The 25,951-nt window shown below is 74.2% G+C and carries 13 protein-coding genes; 5 read left to right on the top strand and 8 right to left on the bottom strand.

The features are described 5' to 3' along the window. Positions 1-9: 9 nt before the first annotated feature. Complete coding sequence (locus SD460_RS22360; protein WP_290061900.1) at positions 10-1,455, bottom strand: aldehyde dehydrogenase; 1,446 nt, start codon at positions 1,453-1,455, stop codon at positions 10-12. Positions 1,456-1,551: 96 nt separating this feature from the next. After that, positions 1,552-1,920: a hypothetical protein gene (locus SD460_RS22355; protein WP_290061902.1), complete on the bottom strand. Its 369-nt coding sequence runs from the start codon at positions 1,918-1,920 to the stop codon at positions 1,552-1,554. A 138-nt stretch (positions 1,921-2,058) separates the two neighbouring features. Here SD460_RS22355 and SD460_RS22350 point away from each other — a divergent pair, with 138 nt between their 5' ends. After that, positions 2,059-2,337, top strand: coding sequence for a hypothetical protein (locus SD460_RS22350; RefSeq protein ID WP_290061904.1), 279 nt, complete (start codon positions 2,059-2,061; stop codon positions 2,335-2,337). A gap of 4 nt (positions 2,338-2,341) precedes the next feature. Here SD460_RS22350 and SD460_RS22345 read toward each other — a convergent pair whose 3' ends face one another. Next, positions 2,342-2,824, bottom strand: coding sequence for a TspO/MBR family protein (locus tag SD460_RS22345; protein ID WP_290061906.1), 483 nt, complete (start codon positions 2,822-2,824; stop codon positions 2,342-2,344). A gap of 183 nt (positions 2,825-3,007) precedes the next feature. On the opposite strand from SD460_RS22345, the gene qcrB reads away from it, so the two are divergent. Together qcrB and SD460_RS22335 are read left to right on the top strand one after the other, a co-directional pair. Next, complete coding sequence (gene qcrB / locus SD460_RS22340) at positions 3,008-4,576, top strand: cytochrome bc1 complex cytochrome b subunit (RefSeq protein WP_318306673.1); 1,569 nt, start codon at positions 3,008-3,010, stop codon at positions 4,574-4,576. A 28-nt stretch (positions 4,577-4,604) separates the two neighbouring features. Continuing rightward, positions 4,605-4,892, top strand: coding sequence for a DUF3099 domain-containing protein (locus SD460_RS22335; RefSeq protein WP_290062870.1), 288 nt, complete (start codon positions 4,605-4,607; stop codon positions 4,890-4,892). On the opposite strand, the gene SD460_RS22330 is transcribed toward SD460_RS22335, so the two are convergent. Both SD460_RS22330 and SD460_RS22325 read right to left on the bottom strand, forming a co-directional pair. Beyond that, positions 4,861-5,712: a MerR family transcriptional regulator gene (locus tag SD460_RS22330; RefSeq protein WP_290062872.1), complete on the bottom strand. Its 852-nt coding sequence runs from the start codon at positions 5,710-5,712 to the stop codon at positions 4,861-4,863. The two genes, SD460_RS22335 and SD460_RS22330, sit on opposite strands and share 32 nt — an antisense overlap. A 69-nt stretch (positions 5,713-5,781) precedes the next feature. Next, positions 5,782-6,633: an oxygenase MpaB family protein gene (locus SD460_RS22325; RefSeq protein ID WP_290062873.1), complete on the bottom strand. Its 852-nt coding sequence runs from the start codon at positions 6,631-6,633 to the stop codon at positions 5,782-5,784. 192 nt (positions 6,634-6,825) lie between these two features. Here SD460_RS22325 and SD460_RS22320 point away from each other — a divergent pair, with 192 nt between their 5' ends. Both SD460_RS22320 and SD460_RS22315 read left to right on the top strand, forming a co-directional pair. After that, the gene (locus SD460_RS22320) at positions 6,826-8,199 is read left to right on the top strand and encodes a DUF2867 domain-containing protein (protein ID WP_318306672.1); all 1,374 of its coding nucleotides are present in this window, start codon (positions 6,826-6,828) and stop codon (positions 8,197-8,199) included. Beyond that, a complete protein-coding gene (locus SD460_RS22315) occupies positions 8,196-9,431 on the top strand; it encodes an NAD(P)/FAD-dependent oxidoreductase (protein ID WP_318306671.1) in 1,236 nt (411 codons plus the stop codon). The genes SD460_RS22320 and SD460_RS22315 overlap by 4 nt, the downstream gene beginning before the upstream one ends. 163 nt (positions 9,432-9,594) lie before the next feature. On the opposite strand, the gene SD460_RS22310 is transcribed toward SD460_RS22315, so the two are convergent. The 3 genes from SD460_RS22310 to SD460_RS22300 form a co-directional block, all read right to left on the bottom strand. Next, the gene (locus SD460_RS22310) at positions 9,595-9,792 is read right to left on the bottom strand and encodes an MbtH family protein (RefSeq protein WP_318306670.1); all 198 of its coding nucleotides are present in this window, start codon (positions 9,790-9,792) and stop codon (positions 9,595-9,597) included. Continuing rightward, complete coding sequence (locus SD460_RS22305; RefSeq protein ID WP_318306669.1) at positions 9,792-11,003, bottom strand: MFS transporter; 1,212 nt, start codon at positions 11,001-11,003, stop codon at positions 9,792-9,794. The genes SD460_RS22310 and SD460_RS22305 overlap by 1 nt, the downstream gene beginning before the upstream one ends. 209 nt (positions 11,004-11,212) lie before the next feature. After that, positions 11,213-25,951: a non-ribosomal peptide synthetase gene (locus tag SD460_RS22300; protein ID WP_318306668.1), complete on the bottom strand. Its 14,739-nt coding sequence runs from the start codon at positions 25,949-25,951 to the stop codon at positions 11,213-11,215.

Raw genomic sequence — 25,951 nt, 5'->3', positions numbered from 1 at the left:
CTGATCCGGTCAGCCGGGCAGGTGCATCGACTGCAGTGACTGGTACGCGGTCAACCCCTCCGGCCCCAGCTCCCGGCCCAGGCCCGAGTCCTTCACCCCGCCGAACGGGGCGGCCGGGTCGACCGTGTACGTGTTCACCCCGATCGTTCCCGTGCGGATCCGGGTCGCGATCGACTGGCCGCGGGCCGGGTCGGTGGTCCAGACCGTGCCGCCGAGGCCGTACGGGGAGTCGTTCGCGATGGCGATCGCCTCCTCGTCCGTCTCGTACCTGATGATCGACAGGACCGGGCCGAAGATCTCCTCGCGGGCGATCGTCGAGTGGTTGTCCACGTCGGCGAACACCGTCGGCTCGACGAACCAGCCGCGGGACTGCGCCGCCGGACGGCCGCCGCCCGTGGTCAGGCGGGCGCCCTCCGCCAGGCCCTTCGCGATGTAGCCCTCGACGCGCTCGCGCTGCGCCGCCGAGGCCAGGGGGCCGATCTGGGTCGCCGGGTCGAGGGCGTCGCCGACGGTCAGGCTCGCCGCGAAGCCGGTGAACGTCTCGACGATCTCGTCGTAGCGGCTCGCCGGCGCCAGGATGCGCGTGGTCAGGTGGCACGTCTGGCCGTTGTTGACCAGCGTCGAGAGGAACAGGTCCTGCGGGTTCGCGCTCAGGTCGGCGTCGTCCAGCACGATCGCCGCGGACTTGCCGCCCAGCTCGAGCGTGACCGGGCGCAGCAGGCGGCCGCACGTCTCGGCGATCCGGCGCCCGGCCGCCGTCGAGCCGGTGAACGCGACCTTGTCCACGCCGGGGTGGGACACCAGGTGGGCGCCGCCCTCACGGCCGCTCTGCACGACGTTGACCACGCCCGGCGGGAAGCCGGCCTCGTCGACCGCCTCCGCGAACAGCTGCGCGTCCAGCACCGTGCCCGGGCTCGGCTTGAGGACCAGCGTGCACCCCGCCGCCAGCGCCGGGCCGAGCTTGAACGCGGCCAGCGTCATCGGCAGGTTCCACGGCACGATCGCGCCGACCACACCGACCGGCGTCCGCCGCACGCGGACCTTGCCGCCGAGCAGGCCGTCCCGTGCCTCGTCGAGCACCGCGGTCCGGATCAGGCCCGCGTAGTAGCGCAGGATGAGCTGCGGGAACCCGCCTTCGACGGCGTTGGCGATCGAGATCGGCAGGCCGTTCTGGCTGCTGACCCGGCGGGCGATCTCGCCGGCCCGCGCGTCGAGCGCGACGGCCAGCCGCTCCATCACCGCCGCGCGCTCGGCCGGCTCCCACGAGCTCCAGCCGACGGGGTCGTCGAACGCCGTCCTGGCCGCCGCGACCGCCGCGTCGATGTCGGCCTCGGCCGCTTCCGGCACGCGCCCGATGACCGCTTCCGTGCTGGCCGAGACGACCTCGATGGTCCGGGCCGTGGCCGGCGCGACCCACTTGCCGCCGATGTACAGCGATTCGTAGACCAGATCCACGGTCCGACTCCGTCCCTCGACCACCGGCAGTGCCGCCAGTAAAGCAGCGGCCGGGGAAGGGCGATTATCCGTTCGTGCGGTGCTTCGGCCCCCGCTTCAGCGCGGCGGCCCCGCGGCCCGGAACGACGCGATCCGGATCCGCAGCCCGCGCAGGTGGACGAGGTCGACGGCGAACCCGGCCTCGTCGGCCCGGCACGGACCCGCGAGGTGGACGAGCTCGGCGTCCGGGTCGTAGCGCGGCACCGACCACACCGCCGCTTCGCCCTCCTCGGCGTCACGACGCGCGCGGGCCAGCCAGTAGACGGGCAGCTTCATCACCTCGCCCAGCGCCTTGTCGAAGGCGGCGAGGTCGGCCTCGGCGATCGCGAGCCCGCGCGGCGACCACGACGCGGCGGCATGGCTGACGGTCGCGGTGTCGCCGGACGCTACGATCGTCCAATCGGCCACGGTGGTGAGGGTCGGCATGGCGGCTCCTGCGGTCGCGGCCCCCAGGTCGGGCCACCGTAGTGGAAACTCCCTCGCCGCTGAGCGGGCGGCACGACATGTTCAGCTGCCGTTCATCGGACGATCACCTGGCGGCAGAGTTGTGTCAAGCTGGACCGCATGCACGCCGAAGCACCGAGATCCGTCGCCGACCTGGCGGCGGACCCGGACTGGGTGGTCACCCGCACCGCCACGACGGGGCAGTGGCTCACCGCCGAACGCACCCTCGAGCGCGACGGCCACCACCGCCTCCTCGGCCTGACCCCCATCCGCCCCGGCATCGTCGCCCTGATGCTGTGGTCCGGCGGCGACGTCGTCCAGCACTTCCGCGGCGACGAGGCCACCGCGTGCGCGACCGCCCTCCGCTGGGTGGCGGAGTTCTTGACCGGCGACCGGTAGCCGGTCAGGGGTTCAAGACGACGATCGCCGCGTTCAGGGCCGTCGCGAACAACGTCCACGCCAGGTACGGCAACTGCAACGCCGCCGCGAGCCGGGAGCGGCGACCGAACACCACCAGCGTCACCGCGATGACGACGTCGAGGAGCACGATCTCCACCAGCGCCACCGGGTACGCGCCCGCCGCGAAGAACAGCGGCGTCCACGCCGCGTTGAGCACCAGACCGGCCGCGTACCAGGCGAACTCACGGCGGGTGCCCGCCGCGCGCCAGCACAGCCAGCCCGAGATCGCGATCAGGATGTACAGCACCGTCCACACCGGACCGAACAGCCACGACGGCGGCGCCCACGACGGCTGGACGAGCTGGCCGTAGACCTCTCGCGAGCGTGTCGCCGCGAGGCCGCCCACGACGGCCACCACCGCCACCGCGGCGAGGAACCCGGCCAGGACCACCACCGGGGCGGGACGGGAACGGGGCAGTGTCGTCACGTCGACTTCTCCTCCGACAGCGATGCAGGGTCGATGCGAAGTCTACTTTCCCGAAACGGGGATCGCCTGGTGAATCAAGGTCATCGCGATCCATGTTCGATGCAACGCGGGCCCTTTCGTTGCAGCGCGGAGCCATCGGTGTCACGGTCGGAAGCGAGGGACGACCGGGAGGAGGTGGCACCGATGAGCTCGCTCACCACGCCGACCAAGGGGTCGAGCCCGGTCGAGAAGGCGCTGGGCGACGCGGCGAACAACGCGGACCAGCGCTACCACGCGGCCAAGGGCCTGCGGCACCAGCTCAACAAGGTCTTCCCGACGCACTGGTCGTTCCTGCTCGGCGAGATCGCGCTCTACAGCTTCATCATCCTGCTGCTCACGGGTGTGTACCTGACGCTGTTCTTCGACCCCTCCATGCAGGAGGTCGTCTACCACGGCAGCTTCAAGAACATGCAGGGCCTGGAGATGTCGCAGGCGTTCCGCACGACGCTGGACATCTCCTTCGACGTGCGCGGCGGGCTGTTCATGCGGCAGCTGCACCACTGGGCGGCGCTGATCTTCGTGGCGTCGATGGCCGTGCACATGCTGCGGATCTTCTTCACCGGCGCGTTCCGGCGCCCGCGTGAGGCGAACTGGGTGATCGGCGGGCTGCTGCTGATCCTGGGCTGCTTCGAAGGCTTCTTCGGCTACTCGCTGCCGGATGACCTGCTCTCGGGTACCGGTATCCGGGCGACGCTGTCGGGGATCGTGCTGTCGGTGCCGGTGGCGGGGACCTGGATCCACTGGGCGCTCTTCGGTGGGGAGTTCCCGGGCGATCAGATCATCCCGCGGTTGTACACGCTGCACATCCTGCTGCTGCCGGGCATCATGCTGGCGCTGGTGGGGGCGCACCTGGCGCTGGTGTGGTACCAGAAGCACACCCAGTTCCCGGGGGTGCGGCGCAAGGAGACCAACGTCGTCGGGGTGCGGATCATGCCGTACTTCGCGTTGAAGGGCGGGGCGTTCTTCACCCTGGTCATCGGGGTGCTGGCGCTGATGTCGGGGTTGTTCCAGATCAACCCGGTGTGGAACTTCGGCCCCTACAACCCGACCCAGGTCTCCGCCGGGTCCCAGCCGGACTGGTACATGGGCTGGGCCGACGGGCTGCTGCGCGTCTGGCCGCCGTGGGAGCTCTACCTCGGCGACCACACCGTGCCTCCGGTCTTCTTCGCCGGCGCCATCGGCATCGCCGTCCTCGTGACCCTGCTGCTGAGCTACCCGTTCATCGAGCGGAAGCTGTCCAAGGACACCGCGCACCACAACCTGCTGCAGCGGCCGCGGGACGCACCCGTGCGCACCTCGATCGGGGCGATGGCGCTCGCGTTCTTCCTCGTGCTCACCTTGTCCAGCTTCAACGACATCCTCGCCGTCCAGTTCGACCTGTCGCTGAACGCGACGACCTGGGCCGGGCGGATCGGGCTGCTGATCGCGCCGCCGCTGGCGTACTTCGTCACCTACCGGATCTGCGTCGGCCTGCAACGCGCCGACCGCGAAGTGCTGGACCACGGCATCGAAACCGGCATCATCAAACGCCTTCCGCACGGCGAGTTCGTCGAGATCCACCAGCCGCTCGCCGCCGTCCCGCTCGAGTACCAGGGCGCGCCGGTGCCGAAGAAGATGAACCAGCTCGGTTCGGCCGGGCGTCCCCTTCCGGGTTCGTTCCTGAGCCCCGACCCGGACGAGGAAACCCGTGCGCTGGAACGGGAACGGCATTGACCGTCCACATCGGACCGAGGAGTACCGCGTGAACCGTCCTGTCCTCATCACCGAAGCCGCGCCGTCGGCCGACGAGCAGCTCGCCCGGCGCCGCCGCAAGTACGTGGTGATGATGGCCTGCCGGATCCCGTGCCTGGTGCTCGCCGGGCTGACGGCCCACGTCTGGTGGCTCGCGCTCGCTTTCCTCGCGATCTCGATCCCCCTGCCGTGGGCCGCCGTCCTGATCGCCAACGACGTCCCGGCGCGCCGCCGGGAAAAGGTTCACCGCCTCCCCCAGGCGGCGCTCACCCGCCGAAAGCCGCCAGCGCGCCGGTGAACGACGGCGGCAGCGGCTCCCCCACCGTGGGCAGCCCGCGCCAGCCCGGGCCGGCCGGGCGGACCGGCACCCCTTCGGCGCCCAGCGTCCGCAGGATCCGCACGTCCGCGGACTGCGATGTCATCGACCAGACCACGACGTCCGCCGGGGTGAACCGGGCGGCCATCACGCGGAGCACGTCGAGCGTGACCAGCCCGCCGAGGTACATCGACGGCGCGCCGTCGTCGCTCAACGCCGAGCTGAGCACCTTGATCGGCAGCTCGTGCCGCTCCGCCGGGGCGCACACGAACAGCACCGGGGCGCGGCCCGACCGGGCGGGGGCCGGCGCCGGGTAGCGGTCGATGGCGGCCGAGGCCGCGGTGGCCAGTGCCCACTCCGCCGCCATGGCGTTGCGGTCGCCGCGGCGGGCCCAGCGGTCACCGATCGCGCGCAGGACCGGTGAGAGCACTTCGGTCCACGTCTCGACGACGCCGAGGCTGCCGAGCGCGTCGTCGATCAGGCCGCCCAGCACCGGCAGGTCGAGCTGTTCGGCGGCCAGTGCGAGCCGTTCCCCGCGCTGCCGCGCGGTCGTCGCCGCGGCCGAACGGGACAGCACCAGGCTGGCGGCTTCCCGCGCGCCGGTGCCCTGCGCCTGCAACGCCCGCATGCGGCGGAGCCGCTCGACGTCCGCGGTCGTGTACCGGCGGCGGCCGTTCTCCGCGCGCTCGGAGGCGCCGATGCCGTACCGCTGCTCCCAGGTGCGCAGTGTCACCTGCGAGATCCCCAGTGTCCGCGCCACCTCGCTCGAGCCGAGCAGCCGCGCCCCGGACGTGCCGCTCATCCGGCCTCCTCCAGCCGCGTCCCCGATGATCGCGATTGAACCACACCCCGTCCGGCCACAGTGGACCGTTCACCCGGCGGGCGCGGTCATCACCCAGCGCACCGCTTTCACCAGTACCCGCCCGGCGAGCCGCACGGCGGTCGCCTCCACCACGGGCACGAACGGCAGGCGCAGCTGCGGGCGCGTCCACGCCGGGAGCATCGCGACCGCCGAGGCGGCCAGCACCCCGTAGGGCACCCGGGCCGGCCACGGGATCGGCGGCGTGAGGAGCAGGAACCGCGCCGCCTCGCGGGCTTCCCGGGTGCCGCGCAGCTCCGGCCAGTACGCGGCCAGGGCGGCGTCGAGCTCGGCCCGGGTCCGCGGCGGATCCGGGACGCCGAGTTCGCGCGCGACCACCGCCGCTTCGGCGACGTAGCGGTCGCAGCCCGCCTCGTCGAGCGGGCGGGCGCCGTAGCGCTGGTGGGCACGCAGGAAGCTGTCGACTTCGGCGATGTGCACCCAGGTGAGCAGGTGCGGGTCGTCGGCGCGGTAGGCCCGCCCGTCCGGCGCCGTCCCGCGCACGCGGGCGTGGACGCCCCGCACCGTCGCCACCGCCCGCTCGGCGTCGTCCGCCGTGCCGAAGGTCGTCACGGCGAGGAAAGTGCTCGTGCGCTGGAGCCGCCCCCACGGGTCACCGCGGTACCCGGAATGCCCGGCCACGGCGGCCATCGCCAGCGGGTGCAGGGATTGCAGCAGCAGCGCGCGCAGCCCGCCGACGAACATCGACGTGTCGCCGTGCACCCGCTGGATCGCGCTGTCCGGCGCGAACCAGCGCGGGCCGGCCGTGTCGTGGATGCGTGCCCGGTTGCGGGGGCCGTCCGGGCCGGCCACCCGCGCGAACAGCGCGTCGCGCACCTGGGCGCGCACATCGACCTTGGCCATCCCGTCACCGCCCTTCGCGATTCACCTTCGATGCAGATCCGGCGCGCTGACGGCCGCCGGAACCGCAGTCTAGCTGCATTTTCCCTCATTGGGGTGACAGCAGCACGCGGGACGCGCGCCACTCGTTCGGCGAACAGCCGGGAGCGACCGTAGATTTGCATCGGCCCTGCATCGGCTCTGGGAAGGAGAGGCATGGCGCGCACCCGTCGCTGCGCCGTGCTCGGCGCGACCGGGTTCGTCGGCCGCGCGCTGACCGCCGACCTCGTCGCCGCGGGGTACCCCGTGCACGTGCTCGCCCGGTCCCCGCCGCACGACCTCCCCGCGGCGGTCACCGTGACCCGCGGCGACGCCGCCGATCCCGGCTCGCTCGCCGAGGTCTTCGCCGGCGCGGACGTGGTCTTCCACCTGGTGCACTCCCTGCGTGAACCGGGTTTCGCCGGCCGCGACCGCGTCATCGCCGAGCGGGTCGCCTCGGCCGCCGCCGAAGCGGGGGTCCGGCAGCTCGTCTACCTCGGCGGCCCGCGACCGGCCGGGGAGACGTCGGCGCACCTGGCGTCGCGATCCGAGGTCGCCGAGGTGCTGCTCGACGGCCCGGTACCGGCCGTCGCCTTCCAGGCGTCGATGATCCTGGGCCGCGGGTCGGCCGGGCTCGAGCTGCTCGCCCGCACCGCCCGGCTGCCGGTCCGGCCGCGGCCGGGCTGGACCACCCGGCGCAGCAGGCCGGTCGCGCTCGCCGACGTCCGCCACTACCTCGCGGCCGCCGTCGAATCCGCTCCCCTGCGCGGCCGCTACGACGTCAGCGGGCCCGAAGAGATCAGCTACCACGACCTCGTCCGCCGCTGCGCGCGCGTGCTGGGCCGGCCCGCCGCACTCGCCGTGCCCGCCCCGCTGTGGTCGCACCGGGCCGCCGCGCTCGTCGCGGGCTTGACCTCGCCGGTCCCGGCCGCGGTGGCCGCGCCGCTGTTCGGGTCCCTCGACCACGACCTGCTCCCCGCCGACGCGCCCGCGGAGACGGTGCTGCCGCCCCCGCCCGGCGGACCGGTGAGCCTCGACAACGCGTTGCGCGCGGCGCTCGGCGTCCCCGTCTCCGCGGCGCCCGCGGGCCGGGCCTACGTCGACGACCAGGTCCGGGCCAGCGACGCGGGCCCGGACCTGGTCTGGCGGGCGATCACCGGGCTGGGCGACGGGATCCCGCCGCGCCCCGCGTGGGCCCTGCGCGGCCTGCTCGACCACCTGCTCGGCGGGGTCGGCGGCTACCGCGGCCGTCCGCCGCACCCGCGGCGGGGCGACGTCCTCGACTCCTGGACCGTCCGGCACCGCGACGACGCCCGGCGCCTGCTCGTGCTCGGCACGGACATGCGCGTGCCCGGCGACGCCGAGCTGAGCCTGCACGCCGAACCCGACGGAACCGGCTCCCGCCTGCGGCAGCGCGTCCGGTTCGCGCCGGCCGGCCCGCTCGGGGACGTCTACTGGAGACTCCAGAAACCGGCGCACGACCTGGTGTTCGGCCGGCTCGCGCGAGCGATCGTCCGCGAAGCCGAACGAAGCGGGAAGGGAACACGATGACCACCCACGAAACGGACGTCGTCGTCATCGGTGCCGGGCTGGCCGGGCTCGCCGCCGCCCGGCGGCTGCACGAGGCCGGCGTCGAGTGCACGGTGCTGGAGGCGTCCGACGACGTCGGCGGGCGCGTGCGCACCGACGTCGTCGACGGCTTCCGCCTCGACCGCGGCTTCCAGATCCTCAACCCCGCCTACCCGGCGATCCGGCGGCTCGTCGACGTCGACGCCTTGCGGCTGGGCCGGTTCTGGCGCGCGGTCCGCGTCGCCGACGACGACCGGGTCTCGCTGCTCGGCCACCCGTTCGACGCCCCGAAGGCCCTGCGCGACGTCGCCGCCCGCCGGTACCTCTCGGCGAAGGACCTGGCCGCGCTCGGCGCGTTCTCCGCCCGCGTCGCGGCCGGCCCGGCGCGCGCGATCGTGCGGGGCGGCGACGGGACGACCGCCGACGAGCTGAGCCGGGCCGGGCTGTCCGACCGGGCGGTGGCCACCGTCCTGCGCCCGTTCCTGTCCGGCGTCTTCCTCGAAGCCGAGCTCAGCACATCGGCCCGGTTCTTCCAGCTGGTGTGGCGGAGTTTCCTGCGCTCCGCGCCCTCGCTGCCCGCCGAAGGGATGGGCGCGCTCCCCCGGCAGCTGGCCGGCCCCCTGCCCGCCGTGCGCACCGGTACGCCGGTCGACCGGATCGGGCCGGGCGAGGTGCGCACCGCGGACGGCGACGTCTGGACCGCTCGCGCGGTCGTCGTGGCGACCGACGGCACGACGGCGTCACGGCTCGTCGAGGGCGTCGCGGAGCCGCTGTGGAACGGCGTGACGACCTGGTACTTCGCGCCGGCCGAGCGGCCGCTGCGCGAGCCCGTGATCATGGTCGACGCCCGCGGCGGCCCGGTGGTGAACACGGCCGTGCTGACCGAGGTGTGCCCGTCGTACGCGCCACCGGGAGCCGTCCTGGTGAGCGCGTCGGCGCTGACCACCGTCGCGGAGCCCGAGGTCCGGGCGGCGCTCGGCCGGATGTACCGCACCGACGCGACCCGCTGGCCGCAGGTCGGCCGGTACGAGATCCCGCACGCGCTCCCGGCCATGCCGGCCCCGCACCCGATCCGCCGCGAAATCCGGTGGGGCGACGGGATTTACGTGTGCGGGGACCACCGGGACACGAGTTCGCTGCAGGGCGCCCTCGCCTCGGGTGGCCGCACCGCGCGGGCGGTGCTGGCCGACCGGTCGCCCAGCGGAGCCCGCTGAGCGACCGGCACGGCCCGGACGGCGTTGCGACCCAGGTGCAGCCAGGCCGCCGACCGCGCGGTGCTCGGACCGGACCCGCGCGAGGCGACGCACTTGCTTCGGCGAGCCCGGGTCCCGGCTGACCGGGGCGGTCCTCCGTCGAGGGCCGCCCCGGTCCGGCGGCCTACTGGGCGGCCATGCGCTCGCGGAGGCTGCGGGGGCGCATGTCGGTCCACACCTCGTCCACGTGGTCCATGCACTCCTGGCGGGTGCCCGTCGTGCCGTCCGGGCGCCAGCCCGCCGGTACCTCCTTGTCCGCCGGCCACAGCGAGTACTGCTCCTCGTCGTTGACCAGGACCTGGAAGGTGGTGTTCTCGTCCATCAGGTGTTCCTTTCCGTTGCGGGATCGAGCTCGCGTGCCTGCGTCGCCGCGGGGAAGCCGCGGAGGGTGCCGCTGCACGTCGTCAGGAGGGTGACCAGGGCGATGGCCGCCGCGCAGGCGAGGACCGCCGCCGGTCCGGGGAGGGCTTCCACCAGCCAGCCGCCGAGGGCCGGGCCGAGGGCCGCCGCGAGGCCGCCCGTCACGCCCAGGACGCCGCCGAGGCGGCCGCGCAGGTGGTCGGGGGTGAACAGGAGCTGGTAGGTGCTGATCGTCGTGTTGGCCGCCGGCGGCAGGAACGCGATCACCGCGAACAGCACGCCCATCAGGTATCCACTGTGGACGAAGACGGCGAGCGGGGTCAGCGCGGTCAGCGCCCAGAACACGCCGGCGATCAGCAGGTACGGGCTGAGTTTGCGGTGCAGGTACGGCGCCGCGAGCGAGCCGAGGATGCCGCCCGCGCCGAGCATCGCGGCCATCACGCCGATTTCGCCGGACGGGATGCCGCGCTCGTTCGCCAGCACGATGATCACCAGGTAGTACGCCGAAAAGAACAGGTTCAGGCTGACCACGCAGAAGACCGTGACGCGCAGCCGCGGCTGCTGCCACACCCACCGCAGCCCTTCGAGGATCTCCCGCCCGAGGTGCGCGGGCGCCTGAGCGGACCGTTCGGGACGGCCCGGCAGCCGGACGAACACCAGCGACACGAACGCGAACACGTGCGCCAGCACGTCGAACGCGAACGGCACCAGCCGCCCCACCGCGAACAGGAACCCGCCGAGCGCGGTCCCCGACAACTGCCCGGCACTGGTCCGAGCCGCGTTCATCGCGACGGCGGCCGGCACCTGGTCGTCCCGAACCAGCCGCGGCAGGCTCGCTTCTTCGGCGGGCTCGAACAGCGCACGGCACACCCCCATCACCACGGCCACGACGACCAGCAGCCCGACCCCGGCCGTGCCCCACCACAGGGCCAGCACCAGCCCGGCGGCCGCGACCGCTTGCACCGCCTCGCAAGCGAGCATGACCCCCTTGCGCGGCCAGCGATCGACCAGCGCCCCGGCAGGCAGCCCGGCGACGAGCTGGGCGATGGCGACGGCACCGACGACGAGCCCGGACTGCGCGGCCGACCCGGTGAGCGCGAGGACGAGAAGCGGGAACGCGATCATGGTGGTGCTGAACCCGGCCTCGGAGACGACCTGGCCGGTCCAGAGCAACCGGTAGTCGCGGTTACCGCCGAGCTTGGTCGGCGGTCGGCGGGGACTGTCCGCGACGCGGTCGGGTGCAGGGTCGGTTGTCGTGGCGTGGCCGGCGCCGCCAGCCGCAGAACGATCGGCGCCAAAGCCGCCAGCCGCCGCAGCAACGCCATTGCTGCCGTCAGCCGCCGCGTCCGGGGCATCCCCCGGCAGGTGGTCGCCTCCGGTCATCACCGCTCCCCCCGGCAGTCGGCCGCGATCGCGCGCAACGCGTCCGCGAAGTCCGAAGCCACCGCCGTCACCGTGGCCGTCGAATGCAGATCCGGCCGGAAGAACCACGAGAACTCCAACCGCCCGTCCCGCACCCCGCCGACCACCTCCAGCACGTGCGGTGGCCGGTTCGCCGGGTCCTGCTCCCGCCCGATCGGCGGGTGGGCCCGCAGGTACAGCCCCTCGCCGGACGCGGCGTGGTCGCCCTGGCCGAGGTAGTTGAACGCCACCTCCGGAGTCCGGGCCCCGAGCGAAGGATCGCGGTAGCACCGCAACGCACCGAACCCGAACCCGTTGCCGGGCACCGCCCGCAACTGCCGCCGGACCGCCTTCACCAGGTCACGCCACCCGGCGGCCGGGTCGACCGTCAGCGCCACCGGGAACAACGTCGTGAACCAGCCGACCGTCCGCGAAAGGTCCACGCCCTCGAGGATCTCCTCGCGCCCGTGCCCCTCCAGATCCACCGACACGGCCGGCTCCCCGGTCCACCGGGTGAGCGCCCGGGCCAGCGCCGCGAGCAGAACGTCGTTGATCCGCGTCCGGTACGCCCCCGGCGCCAGGTGCAGCAACGCATCCGTCGCCCGCTCGTCGACCGCCACCGTCACCACATCCGCGCCCGGTGGCGCCGGCGTCCGGTCGCGCGGGACCGCGCAGCCGGGCAAATCACGCGCCCAGTGCGCCCGCTCATCGTCGAGACCACCGGAAACCGTGAACTCCCGCAGCCGGTGCGCCCAGTCGCGGAAGGACGTCGTCTTCGGGCCGAGGTCCGCCTTCTCCCCCGCCTCGAACTGCCGGTACGCCCGCTCCAGGTCCTCCAGCAGGATGCCCCACGACACCGCGTCCACGACCAGGTGGTGCGCGGCCAGGAACAGCCGCCGGTCGGACAGCAGCGCGCGCAGCTGGGGTGGGCGGGCGAGGTCGAAGCTCGCCTGCGCGTCGTCGGCCGCCCGCTCCAGGTCGGCCGCGGGCACCACCCGCAGCGCCGCGCCCGCCTCCACCGGCGCGTTGTGCTGGGTCCACCCCTCCGGCGTCCGTTCGAAGCGCAGCCGCAGGGCGTCGTGGTGCGCGATCACCGCGTCGAGCGCCTGCCGCAGGGCTTCTTCGTCCACCGGGCCGGCCAGTTCGACGAGCACGGACTGGTTGAAGTGCGCCGGGTTCGCCGGTTCCGAGTCCAGGAACCACCGCTGGATCGGGGTCAGCGGGACGTCGCCGACGACGGCCTCGCGGTCCTCGACGGCGTCCTCGGCCGCGTGCACGACGGTGGCCAGCTCGGCGACCGTCTGGTGGGTGAACAGGTCCTTCGACCGCATCGCCCAGCCCGCTTGACGCGTCCGGTGCACGACCTGGATGGCGAGGATCGAGTCACCGCCGAGCTCGAAGAAGTTGTCCGTCACGCCGACCCGGGGCAGGCCGAGCACCGCCGACCACACGCCGGCGAGCGCCGTCTCGACGTCCGTGCGCGGGGCCACGAACTCCGCGGTCCGCACCGCCGTCAGGTCCGGCTCCGGCAGCGCCGCCCGGTCCACCTTCCCGTTCGCCGTCACCGGCACCGCGGCCAGTGGCACGAACGCCGACGGCACCAGGTAGTCCGGCAGCGTGTCGCCCAGGTGGGCGCGCAGCTGGGCCGTCTCCCCGACGACGTAGGCGACGAGCCGCTTGTGCCCCTCGATCTCCCGGGCGACCACGACGGCTTCCCGCACGTCCCGGTGCCGCCGCAGCGCCGCCTCGATCTCGCCGAGTTCCACCCGGAACCCGCGGATCTTGACCTGCTCGTCGACGCGCCCGGCGAAGCACAGCTCGCCCGCCGGCGTCCAGCGCACGACGTCGCCGGTCCGGTACATCCGGGTGCCCGGCGCACCGAACGGGTTCGCGAGGAACCGGTCCGCGGTCAGTCCCGGCCGGTCCAGGTAGCCGCGGGCGAGGCCCGGGCCGCTGACGTACAGCTCGCCGGGCGTCCCGATCGGCACCGGCCGCAGCGCGGCGTCCAGCACGTACACCGCGGTGTTCGGGATCGGGCCGCCGATCGGCGGGGTGCCGCCCGGTTCGAGCGGCGCGCTCCACGAGGTGACGACGGTGGCCTCGGTCGGGCCGTAGGCGTTGATCATCCGGCGGCCGGGTGCCCACCGCGCCACCAGCTCGGCCGGGCACGCGTCGCCGCCGACCAGCAGCGTGCGGAAGTCCGGCAGGGCGACGTCGGGCACGGTCGCCAGCGCGACCGGCGGGATCAGCGCGTGCGTGATCCCGTGCCGCCGCAGGACATCCGCGAGCTGGTCGCCGAGCAGCGGTCCTTCGGGCGGCACGACCAGCGCCGCCCCGGCGGGCAGCGAAAGGCACAGCTCGAGGATCGACGCGTCGAAGCTCGGCGAGCTGAACGCGAGCACCCGGTCCCCGGTGCGCACGCGGCAGTGCTCGATCTCGGCCGCGGAGAACGACGCCAGCCCGCGGTGGGTGACGACGACGCCCTTGGGCCGCCCGGTCGAACCCGACGTGTAGATCACGTACGCCGGGGTGTCCGGGTCGATCGGCAGGCCGAGATCCGTGTCCGGGTACGCCGTCGCGTCGAGCTCGGCGTCGACCACGAACACCGGAGCGGCGTCCTCGAGCATGAAGCGGATGCGCTCGGCGGGGTACCCGGGGTCGACCGGCAGGAACGCGGCGCCGGTCTTGGCGACGGCGAGTTCGGTGACGACCAGCGCGACCGACCGCGGCAGCCGCACCGCGACCACCCGCTCCCGTCCCGCGCCGCGCCCGGCGAGCAGCCGGGCCAGCCGGTTCGCCCGCGCGTTCAGCTCCGCGAAGGTCAGCGCGTCCTCCTCGGACACCAGCGCGGCCGCGTCGGGTGTGCGCTCCGCCTGCGCCTCGACCAGTTCCGCGAGCGACACCGGCCGGACCGGCCGCGCGGTGTCGTTCCAGGCCCGCAACCGGTCCGCTTCGCCGGCGGGCAACGGCGGCAGCGCGGCCATCGGCACGTCCGGGTCGGCCACGAGCGCGCTCAGCAGCGCCCGCAAGCGGGTCACCAGCCGCTCGATGGTCGCCGCCTCGAACAGGCCGGTGTTGTAGTTGATCGCGCCGGACAGCGCGCCGCCGTCGTCCTCGAACTGCACGAGCAGGTCGAACGGCGCCGACACCGAAGGCAGCGCGACCTCACCGGCGACGAGCGTGCCGCCGCCAGGGCGGTCGCCGGTGTTCTGGAGCACGACCATGGCCTGGAACAGCGGCGTCCGGCTCGGGTCGCGGATCGGCTGCACCGCGTCCACCACCCGCTCGAACGGCACGTCCTGGTGCGCGAACGCGTCCAGCACGGTTTCCCGAACCCCGGCCAGGAACTCGCGGAACGACCGCTGGGTGTCCACTGTGGAGCGCAGGGTCAGCGTGCCGACGAAGAAGCCGACGAGCCGCTCCAGTTCGGCGCGGTCCCGCCCGGCCGTGACCGTGCCCACGGCGACGTCGTCCTGCCCGGCCCACTGGGCCAGCAGCACCTGGCAGGCGGCCACCAGCGTCATGAAGAGCGTGCTGCCCTGGGCCCCCGCCAGCGCCCGCAGGTTCGCGGTGACGCCGGCCGGGACGTCGAAGCCGAGCCACTCCCCTTCGCCTGCGCGCACGGCCGGGCGCGGCCGGTCGGTGGGCAGCTCCAGCGGGGCGAGCCCGGCCAGCCGGTCGCGCCAGAAGTCCAGCTCCTCGGCCGGCTCGGGCCGGTCGCGCTGCCAACTCGCGAAGTCCGCGTACTGCACCGGCAACGGCGGCAGGTCCGGCTCCTCGCCCCGGACGTGGGCCGCGTAACCGAGGTCCAGCTCGGTGGCCAGCACCCCGGCCGACCAGCCGTCGGTGACGATGTGGTGCAGCGCCAGCAGGAGCACGTGCTCGCCTGGTCCCCGCCGGAACAGCCGCGCCCGCAGCAGCGGGCCGGTGCGCAGGTCGAACGGCCGCAGGGCCTCCCGCGCGAGCGCTTCTTCCGTGAAGTCCTCGACGGGCAGCTCGACCGCGTACGGCTCCCGCACGAACTGGGCACCGCGGCCGTCGACCGCTTCGAACGTCGTGCGCAGCGACTCGTGCCGCGCGACCAGCGTGTCCAGCGCCCGCCGCAGCGCCTCGACGTCGAGGTCGCCGCGCAGCAGCAGCGCCGTGGGCGACAGGTACTCGGTGCCGCCGGGTTCGAACTCGTCGAGGAACCACAACCGCTGCTGGGCGAAGGAAAGCGGCAGGGCGCCGTCGCGGGCGACGACCGGGATCGGGTCCACAGTGGACCGCCCGGCCGGCAGCGCGGCGGCGAACGCGCCGAGGGTCGGCGCGGTGAACAGCACGCGCGGCGAGACCTCGGCGCCGAGTTCGGCCCGCACCCGCGAGGTGATCCGCATGCTGAGGAGGGAATCGCCGCCCAGCTCGAAGAAGCTGTCGGTGACGCCCACCCGCTCGACGCCGAGCACGCCGGCCCAGATCTCGGCCAGCCGCCGTTCGGTGTCCGTCCGCGGGGCCACGAACCCGGCGGCGGTGTCCCGCCCGGGCGCGGGCAGCGCGCGGCGGTCGACCTTGCCGTGCCGGGTCAGCGGCACCGCGTCGAGGGAGACGTACGCGGTCGGCACGAGGTGGGCCGGCAGCCGGTCCCGCAGCCAGTCGCGCAGCCCGGCGGTCTCGCCGACGACGTAGGCGACGAGCCGGCCGTCGCGGGCGGCCACGGTGGTGTCGGCGACCGCCGGGTGCCGGCGCAGGACCGCCTCGACCTCGCCGGGCTCGACGCGGAAGCCGCGGATCTTGACCTGGTCGTCGACGCGGCCGAGGTAGTCGAGCCGGCCGTCGCCGGTCCAGCGGACGCGGTCGCCCGTGCGGTACATCCGGCTCCCGGGCGGCCCGAAGGGATCGGCCACGAACCGGTCCGCGGTCAGCCCCGGGCGGCCGAGGTAGCCGCGGGCGAGCTGGGGCCCGGCGAGGAACAGCTCCCCGGGCACTCCAGCGGGCACCGGCTCGCCGCCGTCGTCGAGCACGTACGCGCCCAGGTTGGGCAGCGGCCGCCCGATCAGCGGGCGGTCCCCGGTCACCGGCGCGTGCACGGCGTCCACCGTCACCTCGGTGGGGCCGTAGTAGTTGAGGCAGGTGATCCCGGACGCGGCCAGCTCCCGCCAGAGCGCTTCGCCGGTCGCCTCGCCGCCGACCATCACCGTGCCGGGCCGGTGCTCGCCGGTCAGCAACCCGGCGTCGACGAGCTGGCGCAGGTACGCCGGGGTGAGGTCGAGCAGGTCGATCCGGTGCTCGCGCAGGTAGCGGACGGCGGCGGCCGGGTCGAGCCGGGTGTCGTCGTCGAGCACGTGCAGCTCGTGGCCGTCGGCCAGCGCCAGCAGCCCTTCCCACGAGGTGTCGAAGGACAAGGACGCGGTGAGCGCGAACCGCTGCCGCGCGTCGCCGAAGAAGACCCCGCGGTGGGCCGCCAGGAGGTTCATCAGGCCGCGGTGTTCGACCACGACCCCCTTGGGCGTGCCGGTCGAGCCGGACGTGTAGATCACGTAGGCGGCGGTGTCCGCGCTCGCCCGGCCCGGCTCCGCGGGCGGCACCGGGTCGGTGGGACGGCCGAGGACGAGCACCGGGCGGGCGTCGTCGAGCAGGAACCGCACGCGTTCCTCGGGCAGGTCCGGGTCGATCGGCAGGTACACCGCGCCCGCCTTGAAGATGGCCAGGACGGCGATGACGGCCTCGGCCGAGCGCGGCAGCGCCACCGCGACCACCCGCTCCGGCCCGGCGCCCTGGGCGACGAGCTCCCGCGCCAGGCGGGTGGCCCGCGCGTCGACCTCGGCGAAGTCGAGGACCGTGTCGCGGAAGACGAGAGCGGTCTCGTGCGGGATGCGGGCGGCGGTCGCCTCGAACACGTCCAGGACCGTGCCCTCGGGGATCTCGCGCGGCTCGCCACTCCCCCACGTGAGCAAGTCGTTCCGCTCGCCGGGGGTCAGCGAAGACAGCGAGCCGAGGCGGCTTTCCGGGTCGGCGGCGAACGCGCGGACGAGCCCGGCGAGCTGCCCGGCCAAGCGCTCCGCCGTGGCGGCGTCGAACAACCGGGGGTCGTAGGACAGTTCCAGGCCCAGCCGGTCGTGCAGGTACGCGGTCAGGTTCAGCGCGAAGCTCGTGGTGTCGAGGGAGTCGACGTCGACCACGCGCACGCCGTCCTGCCCGCTGTCCTCGATCGGGTAGTTCTCGAACACCACGACGCTGTCGAACAACGCGGTGCCCGACGGGACGCCGGCGAACGCCTGGACCTGGGACAGGGCCAGGAAGTCGTGGCGGCGAGCCTCGGCCTGCGCCGCCTGCAACTCACGAAGCCACTCCGCCACCGGCTGTCCACTCCGGACTTCGACGCGGGTGGGCACGGTGTTGATGAACATGCCGATCATCGCCTCGACACCCGGCAGGCTCTCCGGGCGGCCGGACACCGTGGTGCCGAACAGCACGTCGGATTCCCCCGCGTAACGCGACAGCAGGACCGCCCACGCGCCCTGCACGACGGTGTTCACCGTCAGCGCGGCGGCCTTCGCCGCGGCGTGCACGCCGGCCGACTCCTCGGGCGTGAGCTCGACGAGCACCGCGTCCGCGGACTCGGCGCGGTGCGCTTCCCGCGGCCGCCGGTCGTACGGCAGCGGCGTCGGCGTGGTGAACCCGGAAAGCGCCTCGCGCCAGTGGTTTTCGGCCTCGCCGGCGTCCTGCTCGGCGAGCCAGGCCAGGTAGTCGCGGAAGGGACGGCGGGGCACCAGCCGTGCGGCCCGGCCGCCGGCGATCGCCGTGTACTGCTCGACGACCTCACCGAAGACCTGCGCCGTGCTCCAGCCGTCGAGCAGGACGTGGTGGGAGGTCCACAGCAGCTGGACCTCGTCGTCGGTGAGCCGCGCGATGGCCAGGCGCATCAGCGGCGGCGTGGTCAGGTCCATGCCCGCGGCGAGGTCCGCGGCGAGCAGGTCCGTCAGGGCCGCCTGCTGCTCGGCCGGCGTGCGGCCGCGCCAGTCGTGGTGCGTGACCGGGACGCGGACGTCGCGGTGGACCAGCTGGAGCGGCTCCTCGACGCCGTCCCACACGGTGCTGGTGCGCAGGATCGGCGTGCGGTCGACGACGCGCTGCCACGCCTCGGCGAGCGCCGCCGGGTCGCCGGCCCCGGCGAGCCGGAGCCGGAACTGGTCGAAGTAGGCGTTCGAGCCGTGGTCGACCAGGCTGTGGAACAGCATGCCCGCCTGCAGCGGGGTGAGCGGGTAGATGTCCTCGACGTCGCGGCCGTCGCCGGCCAGTCGATCGACGGCGGCTTGGTCGAGGCGCGCCAGCGGGAAGTCCGACGGCGTGCGCCCGCCGGCGACGGCGCAGTGGCCGATGATGCCGCGCAGGGCGTCCAGGGTCTCCTCGGCGAGGGCGCGGACCGTGCTTTCGTCGTGGACGTCGGCCGAGTACTCCCAGGTGAGGTGCAGCTCGCCGCCCTCGACGACGCCGATGACGTCGAGCAGGTACGGCCGGGTGGCGTCCGGGTCGGTGTCGTGCCCGAGGCTTTCGCCCCGGCCGCGGTACCAGCCGTCGTCGCCGGTGCCGACGTCCCAGCGGCCGTGGTAGTTGAACGAGATCCGCGGCGCGGGGTGGTCGCGGAACCCGGCGTCGCTCAGGTAGCGCAGGGCTTCGTAGCCGGCGCCCTTGTCGGGGACCGCGCGCAGCTGTTCTTTGACGCTCTTGAGGACTTCGCCCCAGTCGCCACCGGGCACGGTGAGGGCCAGGGGGTACTGGGCGGTGAACCAGCCGATCGTGCGGGACAGGTCGTGCGGCGCGGCGATCTCCTCGCGGCCGTGGCCTTCCATGGCGAGCAGCACCGCCTGCTCCCCGGTCCAGCGGGCGAGGACGCGGCCGAGCGCGCTCAGCAGGACGTCGTTGACCTCGGTCCGGTACGCCGGGGGCACGTCCTGCAGGAGCGCCGCGGTCTCGGTCCGGCCGAGTGACATCGAGACCGCGCGCCCCGATCGGGCGGTGGCGCGGCCGGAGCGGTCGACCGGGAGCTCCGCCCTCGCCTCGCGCAGGGCGGTTTCCCAGTACCCGGCCTGGTGGTCGAGGCGTCCCGCTTGCGCGTGTCCGGCCAGGGTGCGGGCCCAGTGCGTGAACGACGTGCCGACCGGCTCCAGCGCTTCGCCGTGGTAGGCGCGGTCCAGGTCGGCGAGCAGGATGCGCCACGACACGCCGTCCATGACCAGGTGGTGCGCGGTCAGGAACAGCTGCGGCGGCCGGTCGGCGAAGGTGAACAGCACGGCGCGCCACACCGGTCCGGCGACGATGTCGAGCGACGTCTGCGCGCGCAGCGCTTCGGCGTGCAGGGCGGCGGGCACGTCGTCCACTTCGGACAGGTCGACCTGGCGCAGCAGCTCGGCGTCCTCGGTTTCGGCCGGCTCCTGGGTCCAGCCGCCGTCGGTGCGGGAGAACCGCATCCGCAGGGCGTCGTGGCGCTCGGCGACTCGGCGCAACGCGGAGGCCAGCGCGGGCACGTCCACAGAGGACAGCACGACGTGCACGGACATGGTGAGCCGCCACGGTTCGGGCAGGTGCTCGACCAGCCACGACTGGATCGGGCCGAGCGGCGCGGGCCCGCCGGGATCCGCCGCGGCGGGCACCACCGGGGCACCGGCCGTGACGACGCGGGCGAGTTCGGCGATGGTCTGGTGCCGGAACAGGTCCTTCGACGACACCGTCAGGCCGGCCTGCCGCGCCCGGGCGACGACCTGGATGCTGAGGATCGAATCGCCGCCGAGGCCGAAGAAGTTGTCCTCGACGCCGACCCGCTCGACGCCGAGCACCGCCGACCACACCCCGGCGAGCGTGGTCTCGACGTCCGTGCGCGGGGCCACGTACCGGGTTTCGGTGCGGGCGCCGGGTTCGGGCAGCGCGCGCTGGTCGAGCTTGCCGTTGGCGTTGAGCGGCAGCTTTTCCAGCGGCACGAACACCGCGGGGACCATGTGCGACGGCAGCGAGCGCGCGAGGAATTCCCGCAGCGCCGTCGTGCCGGGGACGGCGCCGGTGAGGTAGGCGACGAGCCGGCGCGCGTCGCCGGTGCCGTGGGCCAGCACCGCGGCGCCGGTGACGTCGGGGTGCGCGCTCAGTGCGGCCTCGACTTCGCCTAGCTCGATGCGGAAGCCGCGGATCTTCACCTGCTGGTCGGCGCGGCCGCGGTAGTCCAGCTCGCCGCCGGCGGTCCAGCGCAGCAGGTCGCCGGTGCGGTACATCCGCGTGCCCGGCGCGCCGAACGGGTCGGCGACGAACCGGGACGCGGTCAGGCCCGCCCGGTTCAGGTACCCGCGGGCCAGGCCGGCCCCGGCGACGTACAGCTCGCCGGTGACGCCGGGCGGGACCGGCGCGAGCCCGGCGTCGAGGACGTAGGCGCGCAAGTCGGGGATCGGCACGCCGGCGGTGGCCGGGCCGTCCTCGCCGAGCTCCCGGTGGGTGACGTGCACGGTGGTTTCGGTGATGCCGTACATGTTCACCAGCCGCGGCCCGCCGGGGTGCCGCCGTCGCCACTCGGCGAGCCGGGACGCGTCCAGCGCTTCGCCGCCGAAGATCACGTACCGCAGGCTGAGCGGCGCGGACGGCAGCGTGCCCAGCCGGTAGAACGCCGACGGCGTCTGGTTGAGCACGGTCACCCGCTCCTCGGCCAGCAGCGCGAGGAAGTCCTCCGGCGAGCGGACGGTGTCGGCGGGCACGACGACGAGCCGGCCGCCGTGCAGCAACGCGCCCCACAGCTCCCACACCGAGAAGTCGAAGGCGTAGGAGTGGAACAGCGTCCACACGTCCCGCTCGCCGAACCCGAACCAGTGCGCGGTCGAGGAGAACAGCCGCGTGACGTTGGCGTGCGGGATGAGTACGCCCTTGGGCACGCCGGTCGAGCCCGAGGTGTAGATGACGTACGCGGTGTTCGCGGGGTCGACGCGCACGCCCGGATCGGTGTCCGGCCGCCCGTCGGCGGTCACGTCGTCGACGACGCACACCGGGTTCGCGTCGGCCAGCATCGCCTCGATCCGCGCCGCCGGGTAGGCGGGGTCGATCGGCAGGTACCCCGCGCCCGCCTTGAGCACGGCGAGCACCGCCACCACGAGGTCGGCCGAGCGCGGCAGCCGCAGCGCGACCAGCCGCTCCGGCCCGGCACCCTCGGCGATGAGCCGGTGGGCCAGGCGGTTGGCGCGCTCGTCCAGCTCGCGGTAGGTCAGCTCGGTGGTCCCGCTGGTCACCGCGACGGCGTCCGGCGTGCGGGCGGCCTGCGCGGCGAACAGCTCGGGCAGCGTCGGTTCCGCCGGAGCGACCGCGGTGGGGTTCCACTGCGTCAGCACGAGGTCGCGGTCGGCGGCGGTGGTCCAGGGCAGCCGGGCCAGCGGGTGGTCCGGGGCCGCGGCGATGCCGTCGAGGAGCGTGCCCAGCCAGCCGGTCAGCCGCTCGATCGTGGCCGCGCCGAACAGGTCGGTGTTGTAGTTGACGACGCCGTCGAGCCGCCCGGCCGTCTCCTGGAAGTGGACCATCAGGTCGAAGCCCGCGGTGACGACCGGCGGCGCCAGTTCTTCGATGTCGAGCCCGGGCATCGCGGACCGGGCGTCCGGGGTGTTGTGCAGCACGACCATCGCCTGGCACAGCGGGGTGCGGCTGGTGTCGCGGTCGGGTTGCAGGTCGTCGACGACGCGGTCGAAGGGGACGTCCTGGTGGGCGAACGCGTCGAGCACGGTGTCGCGGACGCCGGCCAGGAACTCGCCGAAGCCCTGCCGCAGGTCCACTGTGGACCGCAGGACGAGGGTGTTGACGAAGAACCCGACCAGGCCTTCGAGTTCGGTGCGCTCGCGGCCGGACACGACGGTGCCGACCGCGATGTCGCGCTGCCCGGACCAGCGGGCGAACAGCAGCTGGCAGGCGGCGAGCAGGGTCATGAAGAGGGTGCCGCCGTGCCGCCGGGACAGCTCCTGCAGGCGCGCGGTCGTCCCGGCCGGGATGCTGAACTCGTGCAGGGCGCCGTTCTTCGTGCGGACCGCCGGGCGCGGCCGGTCGGCCGGCAGGTCCAGCACCGGGACGCCGTCGAGGCGGTGGCGCCAGTAGCTGAGCTGCTCCTCGAGCTCGGCTCCTTCGAGGCGACGGCGCTGCCAGACCGCGTAGTCGGCGTACTGCACCGGCAACGGCGGCAGTTCCTCTTCGCGGTAGAGCGCGGCCAGCTCGCGCAGCAGCACACCGGCCGACCAGCCGTCGGTGACGATGTGGTGCAGCACCATGGTGAGCACGTGGTCGTCCGGCGCGAGCCGGGTGAGCGCGACCCGCAGCAGCGGGCCGGTGTGCAGGTCCACCGGTCCGCCCGCGCCGGCCAGCGCCGAGCCGAGGTCGCCGTCGGTGATCGGCACCCGGACGGCGTGCGGCGGGTGGACGACCTGGACGCCGTGGCCGTCGACCGTGGTGAACGTCGTGCGCAGGGACTCGTGGCGGGCGACGAGCGCGGTGAAGGCCCGGTCGAGCGCGGCGGTGTCGAGCTCGCCGCGCAGGCGCAGCACGGTCGGCGAGACGTACTCGGTGCTGCCCGGTTCGAACTCGTCGAGGAACCAGAGCCGTTGCTGGGCGAAGGAAAGCGGCGCTTCGAGGCGGCCGCCGTCGCGCGGCAGGAGCGGGATCCGTTCCGCGGGGATCGCCGCGTCGGGGAGTTCGGCGGCCAGCCGGGCCGGGGTCGGCGCGGTGAAGACGAGCCGGGCCGGGACGTCGGTGCCGAGCGCGTCCCGCAGCCGGGCGACCACGCGGATGCCGCGCAGGGAGTCGCCGCCGAGGTCGAAGAAGTCGTCGTCGACACCGACGCGCTCGACGCCGAGGACTTCCGCCCAGACGTCGGCGACCAGCTGCTCGCGTTCGGTGCGCGGCGCCACGTACTCCGTGGCGGCGGCCAGTTCGGGGTCGGGCAGCGCGCGGCGGTCGAGCTTGCCGTGGCGGGTCAGCGGGAGCCGGTCGAGCGCGACGAAGGCGGACGGCACGAGGTGGGCCGGGAGCGTCCGGCCGAGGGCGGCACGCAGGCCGCCGGGGTCGCCGACGACGTAGGCCACGAGCCGGCCGCCGCGCGCGTCCACAGCGGCGTCGGTGACGCCGGGCTGGGCGCGGAGAGCCGCCTCGACCTCGCCGGGTTCGATGCGGAAGCCGCGGACCTTGACCTGGTCGTCGAGGCGGCCGAGGTGCTCGAGCTGCCCGTCGGCGGTCCAGCGGACGCGGTCGCCGGTGCGGTAGAGCCGGGTGCCGGGTGCGCCGAAGGGGTCGGCGGTGAACCGGTCCGCGGTCAGGCCGGGGCGGCCGAGGTAGCCGCGGGCGAGCTGGGCGCCGGCGAGGCAGAGTTCGCCGGGGACGCCGGGCGGGACGAGCCGCAGGTGGTCGTCGAGGACGTACGCGCGGACGTTCCCGAGCGGCCGCCCGATCACCGGCCGCGCACCGGTGATCGGGGTCCTGGTCGCGTCCACAGTGGACTCGGTGGGACCGTAGTAGTTGTGCGCCTCGGTGTCCGCGGTGGCGAGTTCGCGCCAGAGGTCCTCGGGCAGGGCTTCGCCCCCGACCATGAGGAACCGCGGCCGGTGCTCGCCGGTCAGCAGGCCGGCGGGCAGCAGCTGCCGCAGGTAGGAGGGCGTGACGTCGAGGAAGTCGACGTGCTCGTCCCGCACGTACCGGGTCAGCGCGGCCGGGTCGAGGCGGGTCTCGTCGTCGATCAGGTGCAGCTCGTGCCCGTCGGCGAGCAGGAGCGGGCCTTCCCACGAGGTGTCGAAGGACAGCGTCGCGGTGAGGGCCACGCGCAGGGGTTCGCGGCCGAAGACGGTGCGGTGGTCGGCGAGCAGGTTCATCAGCGCCGCGTGTTCGACGACGACGCCCTTGGGGGTCCCGCTCGAGCCGGAGGTGTGGATGACGTAGGCGGCGTCGGCCGGGTGCGGCCCCTCCGGCCGAGGGCCGCCGGTGGCCCCGGCGTCGTCCAGCACGACGACGACCGGGTCGGTGTCGGCCAGCAGCACCTGGACCCGCTCGGGCGGCAGGCCGGGGTCGATCGACAGGTGCACGGCACCGGCCTTGAGCACGGCGAACAGCGCGATGACGGCGTCGGCGGACCGCGGCAGGAGCACAGCGACGACCCGGTCCGGGCCGGCACCGCGGGCGGCGAGGTCCGCGGCCAGCGCGTCGGTGCGGGCGGCGAGTTCGGCGAAGGTGAGCCGGGTGGTGCCGCAGACGAGCGCGGTGGCTTCGGGCCGGGTGCGGGCCTGGTGGTCGAGGAGGGCGACGACGGTGCCGCCGGGGACGTCACCGGCGGTGCTCCCCCACTCCAGCAGCCGCCGCTCCTCCGCTTCGGACGTCAGCGGCAACTCGGCGATCGGCCGCGCCGGCTCCGCCGCGATCGCCGTCAGCAGGCGCACCAGGTGCGTGCTCAGCCGGTCGATCGTGGGGGCGTCGAACAGCTCCGTGCGGTACTCGACCAGCCCGGCCAGCCGCCCGCCGGACTCTTCGAACTCCACCGTGAGGTCGAAGTTCGCCGAGTCACGCCCGACCCCCATCGGCTCGACCGCCAGCCCGGGCAGCGACAGCCCGCCGCCGGTCGCGGTGTGCAGCAGCACCATCACGTCGAACAGCGGGTTGCGCCCCGGATCGCGGCCGGCGTCGACCAGCTCGTCGAAGGGCACGTCGTCGTGGGCGAACGCGTCCAGCACGGTCTGCTTGGCCGCCGCCAGGTGCTCGGCGAAGGACCGTTCGGCGTCCACAGTGGACCGCAGCACGACGGTGTTGACGAAGAACCCGACGACCCGCTGCAGTTCCGGCCGGTCCCGCCCCTGCACGACCGTCCCGAGCGCGATGTCCTCCTGCCCCGAGTAGCGCGCGAACAGCGCCTGGCACGCGGCCAGCAGCACGGTGAACAGCGTGGTCTCCGACGTCCGCGCCAGCTCCGCGAGCCGCGCGGAAACGGCGTCGGGCACGGCGAACTCGGCGACCGCGCCGGCGGTCCCCTTGGTCGCCGGCCGCGGGTGGTCGGTGGGCAGGTCCAGCGGGGTGATCCCGGCGAGCTGCCGCTTCCAGTGCGCGAGCCCCGCCGGCCGGGTGGGGCGATCGTGCTGCCAGGCCGCGAAGTCGGCGTACTGCAGGGCCTGCGCGGGCAGGTCCGCGCCGCGGTAGAGCGCGCTCAGGTCGTCGGTGAGCACGCCCATCGAGGCGCCGTCGGTGGCGATGTGGTGGACGCTCACCAGCAGCACGTGCTCGGCCGGCCCGAGCCGGGCCAGCAGCGCGCGCAGCACCGGCCCGCGCGCGAGGTCGAACGGCTTCGCGTACTCGGCCCGCAGGACCGCGTCCAGATCGGCGGCCCCGACGTCGACGACGGGCAGCGCGACCTCGTACGGCGGTTCGATCCGCTGCACGGGCTCGCCGTCGACCTCGGCGAACGTCGTCCGCAGCGGTTCGTGCCGGGCGACCAGCGCGCTCAGCGCGGCCGCGAGCGCGTCGACGTCGAGCACGCCGGTCAGGCGCAACGCGAAGGCGCTGTTGTATTCGGGGTCGTCGGGCCGCAACCGGCTGAGGAACCACAACCGGCGCTGCGCGGACGACAGCGGCAGCGGACGGGAACGGTCGGCGGCCGGGATCCCCGAAGCCGGACCGGCCGTCCCCGCCATCCGCGCGCGCAACTGTTCCCGCAGGTGGGCGGGCAGTGCCGCGATGCGGTCCTGTCTGGACGAAGTCAT

The sequence above is a fragment of the Amycolatopsis solani genome (assembly GCF_033441515.1).
Lineage (GTDB): Bacteria > Actinomycetota > Actinomycetes > Mycobacteriales > Pseudonocardiaceae > Amycolatopsis > Amycolatopsis solani.
The sequence above is the reverse complement of the archived record's forward strand: the minus strand, read 5'-3'. Positions and strand labels throughout refer to the sequence as shown.